The organism is Romboutsia sedimentorum (genome assembly GCF_030131845.1).
In the GTDB taxonomy this organism is placed as follows: Bacteria; Bacillota; Clostridia; order Peptostreptococcales; family Peptostreptococcaceae; genus Romboutsia_D; species Romboutsia_D sedimentorum.
This window is the reverse complement of sequence record NZ_JASKYM010000018.1, coordinates 1-7,912: the sequence shown is the minus strand read 5'-3', so window position 1 is coordinate 7,912 and position 7,912 is coordinate 1. Positions and strand designations below refer to the sequence as shown.

Sequence of the window (7,912 nt, the reverse complement as noted above, 5' to 3'; positions counted from 1 at the left end):
ATTATGTGCTAAATTTATGAATAGATTTACTAAGGAAAAAGTAAATCCACTTATAGGTGCAGCAGGAGTATCAGCAGTTCCAATGGCAGCTAGGGTTGCTCATAAGGTTGCTCAAGAAGAAAATCCAGGTAATTTCTTGTTAATGCATGCAATGGGACCTAATGTTGCAGGGGTTATAGGGTCTGCGGTTGCAGCAGGAATATTACTTAGTCTACTTGGATAAAAAATTATATAATACAACATAAAAAATGCTGGGGAAATTAGTTTCTCAGCATTTTTTATGTTGTATAGGTAAATAATTTAATAAATGTAAAAAAATATGTTTTATAACTTGAAAATTGTAGATAGTGAATTAAGAGTGAAAGATTAAAAATGAAAATTGCAAAAACGGATAATGCACAATATAATATAATTAAGAAAAATAAGGAGGCAAGAGACATAAATGAAAACATTTATTTAATATACTTTGGTTATGAAAGTGAATTAGCTTATAGCTTTACTCCAGATTATAACGAAGAATAGATGAACAAAATAATTTAAAATATTCATATTTCTTATAATAATGATTTGAAGTAAAAAAAATCAACTTTAGCAGGGTATGTACAATATAAGGAGTATAAAATGATAGTTTTAACATAAATGAGCTATAACCATTTCTATAAAAGAAGGTTATAGCTCGTTTATATTTGCAAATTTTATTGTAGTATTTAAGAATAGGCAACAGATACTATATTATTTATACCTTACATTACCTTTATTTGTCTTGCATAAAAATCTTTTAAATTCATAAAATTCAAACATAAAAATCTCCTATATCTAATCTTAAATATATATAATAGCTTATTTAATTCTTTTTTAGTCCATTTAATTTTGAGAAAAATATTGTGATATGAAATTAATTGAATTTATCTAAAAAAAGAACAAGTGAAATAAGGATAAAAAAACTTGCAGCATTGAAATAATTCCTGCAAATTTTTAAATATGGTGCTACAATGAACTTGAATATAGTATCATCTCGGTTAATCATATGTAAAAATATGAGACATTAATATAACATATTTTGTTGAAAGAGGTGGATTAAATTGGGGAGAAAATTAGAGATAGAGGAGTCTTGGTGTAAAAAATGCGGAATTTGCATAGAATTCTGTCCTAAAAAGGTCTTAAATATGAATAACGAGAGTGTATACATTGAAAATGAATCTGAATGCACTCTTTGCGGTTTATGTGAACTAAGATGTCCAGATTATGCAATATATATTGCAGAAAATATTTAATTAAGGAGGAAATATCATGGGAATAAAAGCAAAGTTATTACAGGGAAATGAAGCTTGTGTTCACGGGGCAATACATGCAGGAATGAAATTTTTTGCAGGGTATCCAATAACTCCATCAACAGAAATAGCAGAAATATCATCATTAATATTACCAAGAGTTAAAGGAACATTTATTCAAATGGAAGATGAAATAGCATCTATGTCTGCAATAATAGGTGCATCTATAGCGGGTAAAAAATCTATGACAGCAACAAGTGGTCCTGGGTTTTCTCTAAAACAAGAGGCTATAGGGTATGCATGTATAACTGAAACACCTTGTGTAGTAGTAAATGTTCAAAGAAGTGGACCAAGTACAGGGTTACCAACAAGTCCATCACAAGGAGATTTAATGCAAGCTAGATGGGGTACTCATGGAGACCATTCCTTAATAGTTTTATCTCCTACAACTGTATCTGATACTTATGAACTAACAGTTAAAGCATTTAATTTTGCAGAAAAATATAGAACACCAGTAGTTTTACTTTTAGATGAAGTTATAGGACATATGAGAGAAAAAGTAGATTTAAGTGCATTACAAGAATTAGAAATATTAGATAGAAAAAAATCTAATTGTAAAAAAGAAGAATTTAAACCATTCGAAGTTACAAAAGATTTAGTTCCAAATATGGAAGGCATCGGTGATGGATTTAAGTTTCATGTAACGGGGCTTGTACATGATGAAACAGGATTCCCTACAAACAGCACAAAGGAAGCTCAAAAATTATTCACTAGACTAACTGAAAAAATAGAAAATAATTTAGAAGATATACTTTTATATGAAAATTATTTTACAGATGACTGTGAAGTATTAATTGTAACATTTGGATGTATGGTTAGATGTAGTAAAGATGCAGTAGATACTATGAGGGAAAAAGGAGTGAAAGTAGGATTGTTAGCTATAAAAACAGTATGGCCTTTCCCAGAAGAGGTAGTAAAAAAATTAAGTAAAAAAGTAAATCATATATTTGTACCAGAAATGAACATGGGTCAAATGAGTTTAGAAATAGAGAGAGTAGTAAAAGATAACTGCCCTGTGATAGGAATTAATAAGTACAATGGAGAAATAATCACTCCAGAGGAAATAACTTCTAAAATAGAGGAGGTAATTGTATATGCCTAGTCAAATTATAGCAAATAATTTTAGAACAAATAGATTGCCTCATATATGGTGTCCAGGATGTGGACATGGGATATTGATGCACTCAATAGCAAGAGCAATAGAAGACTTAAATTTAGATAAAGATAATATATGTATAGTTTCAGGAATAGGGTGTTCATCAAGAGCAAGCGGTTATTTTGATTATAATACAATACATACGACTCATGGTAGAGCTCTTACATTTGCTACTGGTGTAAAGTTAGCTAATCCAAATCTTCATGTTATAGTTATAACAGGTGATGGTGATGCAACAGCTATAGGTGGAAATCACTTAATACATTCTTGTAGAAGAAATATTGATATTACAACAATAGTATTTAATAATAATATTTATGGAATGACAGGAGGTCAATATTCTCCAACTACTCCTACAGATGACAAGGCAACAACAGCGCCATATGGAAATATAGATAAACCATTTGATATTTGTGAATTATCAGCAGCAGCAGGAGCTACATTTGTTGCTAGAGCAAGCGCATACCATGTTAATCAGATGTTATCATATACGAAGAAAGCTATAATGCACAATGGTTTTTCAGTTGTAGAAGCTGTTAGTTCTTGCCCGACATATTATGGTAGAAAAAATAAAAAGGGATCTGCAGTAGATTTAATCAAACTAATAAAAGAAAATAGTATAGTGACTAATGACACTAATAAAGCTAAAGAAACTGATAAAATGCCAATAGGGATTTTTAAAGATGTAACTTTACCAGAATATACTAATGAATATAAAAAATTAGTAGAAAAATTTTAAGTATTGTTAGGGGAGAATATATATGAAAAAGGAAATTAGGTTAAGTGGTTCGGGAGGTCAAGGTCTTATACTTGCAGGTGTAATTTTAGCAGAGGGAGCAATATTATCAAATTTAAATGCAGTACAATCACAATCATATGGTCCAGAAGCTAGAGGAGGAGCAAGTAAAGCAGAAGTAATAATAAGTGACAAGAATATAAATTTCCCGAAAATAATCAAATCAGACATACTAATCTCATTAACACAAAAATCTTTTAATGAATATTCAGCACATATAAAAGAAGATAGTATAGTAATAGTAGATTCATCTATAGAGGTAAATGATCAAATCAAAGCATCAATTCATAAAGTTCCAATACTTCAAACAGCTAATGACGTTTTGAAAAAGCCAATGACAGCAAATATAATTACTTTAGGTGTATTAAGTAATTTAATACCAGAAATAAATCCAGAGCATATAAAAATTGCAATTTCAAATAGAGTTCCTAAAGGTAGTGAAGAATTGAACATAAAAGCTTTTGAGCAAGGAAAAGTATTTCTAAAAGAAGTAGTGAATGCTTATTAAGTTAGTAGTATCTACTTATGTTTATACATATTCTTAACAATGGCACTTATGACTATAAAGTTGTGTGAGTTACTCCAAATGTATTAGCAAATATGAATTCAGTAACATTTACATATACGGTTAAGGGGGATAAAATATGAAAGAATCATTTGAAAAATGGGAAGAAAATAAAGTTAATAAAACTTTAGCAAGATTTCCAGAAAGAAAAGAAGAATTTAAATTTGATACAGATGAAGAAATAAAAAGACTATATACTCCATTAGATTCGAGTATAGACTATGAAAATGATTTAGGATATCCAGGGCAATATCCATTTACAAGAGGTGTTCAGCCTACTATGTATAGGGGTAAGTTGTGGACAATGAGAATGTATGCAGGATTTGCTACAGCGGAAGAATCAAATAAAAGATATAAATACTTAATAGAGCAAGGTTCTATGGGGCTTTCAGTTGCATTCGATTTACCAACACAAATGGGATACGACTCAAGTGATGAAATATCAGAGGGAGAAGTTGGTAAGGTTGGAGTTTGTATAGATTCTTTAGCTGATATGGAAATATTATTTGATGGAATACAATTAGATAAAGTATCTACATCAATGACTATAAATGCACCTGCATCAGTGCTATTAGCTATGTATATAGCAGTAGCTGAAAAGCAAGGTGTTTCACCAGATAAATTAAGAGGAACTATACAAAATGATATATTAAAAGAATATGTAGCAAGGGGAACATATATATTCCCTGTAACACCATCAATGAGACTAATAACAGATATATTTGAATATTGTTCAAAAGAAGTTCCAAAATGGAACACAATAAGTATATCAGGATATCACATAAGAGAAGCTGGAGCTAATGCAGTTCAAGAAGTAGCGTTTACACTGGCTGATGGTATAGCATATGTAAATGCAGCAATTGATGCAGGTCTTAATGTAGATGATTTTGCTCCTAGACTTTCATTCTTCTTTAATGCACATAACAACTTATTAGAAGAGGTTGCTAAATTTAGAGCGGCAAGAAGAATATGGGCAAGAATAATGAAAGATAAGTTTAAAGCAACTAATCCAAAGTCAATGTCATTAAAATTCCATACACAAACTGCAGGATGTACTTTAACTGCTCAACAACCAGAAAATAATATAGTAAGAGTAGCAATTCAAACATTAGCAGCAGTATTAGGAGGAACACAATCTCTACATACTAACTCTAAGGATGAAGCTTTAGCTCTTCCAACAGAGGACTCAGTAATGGTTGCTCTTAGAACACAGCAAATAGTTGCTCATGAAAGTGGAGTAGCTGATTCGATAGATCCACTTGCAGGATCATATTTAGTTGAAAGTTTAACTAATAAAATAGAAGAAGATGCTATGAATATAATAAATAAAATAGAAGAACTAGGTGGAGCTCCACGTGCAATAGAAAAAGGATATATACAACAAGAAATAATGGATAGTGCATATAAATATCAAAGAGAAATTGAAAGTAATGAAAAGGTAATAGTTGGAGTTAATAAATTCCAAATAGAAGAAGAATCTCCAAAAGGATTATTAAGAGTTGACCCTATAGTTGGAGAAAGACAAAAAGAAAGATTACAAGAATTAAGAGATAATAGAGATAATGAAAAGGTAAAAGAAACACTACAAGCTTTAAAAGTTGCTTGTGAAGGCGAAGAAAATGTAATGCCGTATATATTAGAAGCAGTAAAAGCGTATGCAACACTAGGTGAAGTATGTGGTGTTATGAGAGAGGTATTTGGAGAGTACAAACAAGCAGTTATGATATAAAATACAACGACTATTTTAAGATTTAAAGTATATATTAAGGGGGAAAAAAATGAAACAGATAAGAGTTTTAGTTGCAAAACCAGGCTTAGATGGTCATGATAGAGGTGCAAAAGTCATCGCTCGTGCACTTAGAGATGCGGGCATGGAAGTTATATATACAGGTCTTAGACAAACCCCAGAACAAATAGTTCAAGCAACAATTCAAGAAGATGTTGAGGTTGTCGCTATGAGCATATTATCAGGAGCACACAATCATTTGCTACCAAAAGTTGCACAGTTATTAAAAGCTGAAGGAGCTGATGATGTATTGATAATAGGTGGAGGAGTTATACCAGAGGAGGATATACCGTTCTTAAAAGAAAAAGGAATAGCAGAAATATTTACTCCTGGAACTCCAACTTCTGTAACGATAGATTTTATAAGAGAGAATGTAAAAAGTAATTCAGCAAGTATTTAGGAGTGATTTTATGGAAAATCTAATTAAAACTCTTTTAGAAGGTAATAAAAGAGCTTGTGCCAAGCTTATTACTATGGTAGAAAATGAAGTTGATGGATATGAGGAAGTTTTAAAATCAGTTTATAAATACACTGGAGGAGCCTATGTTATAGGTATAACAGGCCCACCAGGTGCTGGAAAGTCTACATTTACAGATAAATTAGTGAAATTAATAAGAAAAGAAAATAAGAAAGTAGGGATTATTGCTATAGACCCAACGAGCCCTTTCACAAAGGGAGCTATTCTTGGAGATAGAATAAGAATGAATGACTTAAGCACTGATAAAGGAGTATTTATAAGATCTATGGGAACGAGAGGTAGTCTTGGAGGACTTTCAAATGCTACTCAAGGTGCCATAAAAGTTTTAGATTCATATGGATGTGATTACATATTTATAGAAACTGTTGGGGTTGGTCAATCTGAAATTGATATAGTAAAGACAGCGGATACTACTTTAATAGTAATGGTTCCAGGATTAGGTGATGATATACAAGCTATAAAAGCTGGTGTTATGGAAATTGCAGATGTGTTTGTTATAAATAAAGCTGATAGGGATGGAGCTAAAAGAACATCTTTAGAAATACAGATGATGCTAGATTTTAAAAAAGATTGGGAATTTAGACCTCCAGTAAATTTAGCTATAGCTGAAACTGGAGAAGGTGTTGAAGAAACTTACAAAAACATACTTAGACACAAAGAATTTCTAGAAAAAAGTGATAAATTAAATGAAAAAAGGCTTTCTAGAAATAAAACAGAAATAAAAGAATTAGTTCAACGACGTATTTCAAATTTAGTTAGAAACTTAGAATATAGTGAAGATATGGATAAACTATTAGCAAAAACTATGACTAAGGAAATAGATCCTTATTCAATAAGTGAGATATTATTTGAAAAAGTAAGAAATAATCAATATTAATTAGGGGGATTTTTAATGGATATATTAAAAGTTGATCATGTTGGTATAGCTGTAAATAATTTAAATGAAACTTTGAAATTTTATGAAGATGTATTAGGTATAAAATGTGAAGGAAAAGAAACAGTGGAAGATCAGAAAGTTAAAGTTGCTTTCTTACCAGTTGGAGATACTGAACTTGAATTATTAGAATCAACTACTGAAGATGGTCCAATAGCAAAGTTTATAGCTAAAAATGGAGGACGTGGAGGTATACAACACGTTGCTGTAAGAGTTTTAAATATAGAAAAAGCAATAGAAGAAGTTAAAGCTAAAGGATATAAAATGATAGATGAAGTACCAAGATATGGAGCAGGAAATGCTAAAATAGCATTTTGTCATCCAAAAGGAACAGATGGAGTATTATTAGAACTAAGTGAAAGGCAATAACTATAGCTTAAAATTTTTTGGGGGTGATTTTGTGTCGCAAGAAAAGTTAAATTTACTTAAGGAAAAAAGAAATAAGATAAGACTAGGTGGTGGACAAAAAAGAATAGATAAACAACATACATCTGGTAAATTAACAGCAAGAGAAAGATTAAATAAATTATTCGATGAAAAAACTTTTATAGAATTAGATGCATTTGTAAAACATAGATGTTCGAATTTTGGAATGGAAAAACAAGAAATACCTGGTGAAGGTGTTGTCACAGGATATGGAAAAGTAGATGGAAGGTTAGTTTGCGCTTTTGCTCAAGATTTTACAGTACTTGGTGGATCTTTAGGTGAAATGCATGCTAAAAAAATTGGAAAAGTAATGGACATGGGAATAAAAGTAGGAGCACCTGTAGTAGGACTTAATGACTCAGGAGGCGCTAGAATTCAAGAGGGTGTTGACGCGCTTGCTGGGTATGGAGAAATTTTTTATAAAAATACTATAGCATCAG

Annotated in this window: 10 protein-coding genes and 1 pseudogene; all 11 read left to right on the top strand. The window is 31.0% G+C overall.

Going from position 1 to position 7,912, the window contains the following annotated elements:
- Positions 1 to 223: sodium ion-translocating decarboxylase subunit beta (locus QOZ84_RS16220; protein WP_284133939.1), on the top strand; the 223-nt coding region annotated here is incomplete at its 5' end.
- 149 nt (positions 224 to 372) lie between these two features.
- Positions 373 to 522, top strand: coding sequence for a hypothetical protein (locus QOZ84_RS16215; RefSeq protein WP_284133938.1), 150 nt, complete (start codon positions 373 to 375; stop codon positions 520 to 522).
- Between the two features lie 560 nt (positions 523 to 1,082).
- On the top strand, positions 1,083 to 1,274 hold the full coding sequence (locus QOZ84_RS16210; protein ID WP_284133937.1) for an indolepyruvate ferredoxin oxidoreductase subunit alpha: 192 nt from the start codon (positions 1,083 to 1,085) through the stop codon (positions 1,272 to 1,274).
- A 16-nt stretch (positions 1,275 to 1,290) separates the two neighbouring features.
- Positions 1,291 to 2,433, top strand: coding sequence for a 2-oxoacid:acceptor oxidoreductase subunit alpha (locus QOZ84_RS16205; RefSeq protein ID WP_284133936.1), 1,143 nt, complete (start codon positions 1,291 to 1,293; stop codon positions 2,431 to 2,433).
- The gene (locus tag QOZ84_RS16200) at positions 2,426 to 3,226 is read left to right on the top strand and encodes a 2-oxoacid:ferredoxin oxidoreductase subunit beta (RefSeq protein ID WP_284133935.1); all 801 of its coding nucleotides are present in this window, start codon (positions 2,426 to 2,428) and stop codon (positions 3,224 to 3,226) included. The genes QOZ84_RS16205 and QOZ84_RS16200 overlap by 8 nt, the downstream gene beginning before the upstream one ends.
- 22 nt (positions 3,227 to 3,248) lie before the next feature.
- Complete coding sequence (locus QOZ84_RS16195; protein WP_284133934.1) at positions 3,249 to 3,791, top strand: 2-oxoacid:acceptor oxidoreductase family protein; 543 nt, start codon at positions 3,249 to 3,251, stop codon at positions 3,789 to 3,791.
- A 136-nt stretch (positions 3,792 to 3,927) separates the two neighbouring features.
- Positions 3,928 to 5,577, top strand: a complete 1,650-nt coding sequence (locus QOZ84_RS16190) for an acyl-CoA mutase large subunit family protein (RefSeq protein WP_284133933.1) — start codon at positions 3,928 to 3,930, stop codon at positions 5,575 to 5,577.
- A gap of 49 nt (positions 5,578 to 5,626) precedes the next feature.
- Positions 5,627 to 6,034, top strand: coding sequence for a cobalamin B12-binding domain-containing protein (locus QOZ84_RS16185; RefSeq protein ID WP_284133932.1), 408 nt, complete (start codon positions 5,627 to 5,629; stop codon positions 6,032 to 6,034).
- 10 nt (positions 6,035 to 6,044) lie between these two features.
- Positions 6,045 to 6,989, top strand: coding sequence for a methylmalonyl Co-A mutase-associated GTPase MeaB (meaB, locus tag QOZ84_RS16180; protein WP_284133931.1), 945 nt, complete (start codon positions 6,045 to 6,047; stop codon positions 6,987 to 6,989).
- 15 nt (positions 6,990 to 7,004) lie between these two features.
- Complete coding sequence (mce, locus tag QOZ84_RS16175) at positions 7,005 to 7,415, top strand: methylmalonyl-CoA epimerase (protein WP_284133930.1); 411 nt, start codon at positions 7,005 to 7,007, stop codon at positions 7,413 to 7,415.
- 31 nt (positions 7,416 to 7,446) lie between these two features.
- Positions 7,447 to 7,912: pseudogene (gene mmdA / locus QOZ84_RS16170) on the top strand (methylmalonyl-CoA decarboxylase subunit alpha); the annotation flags it as partial.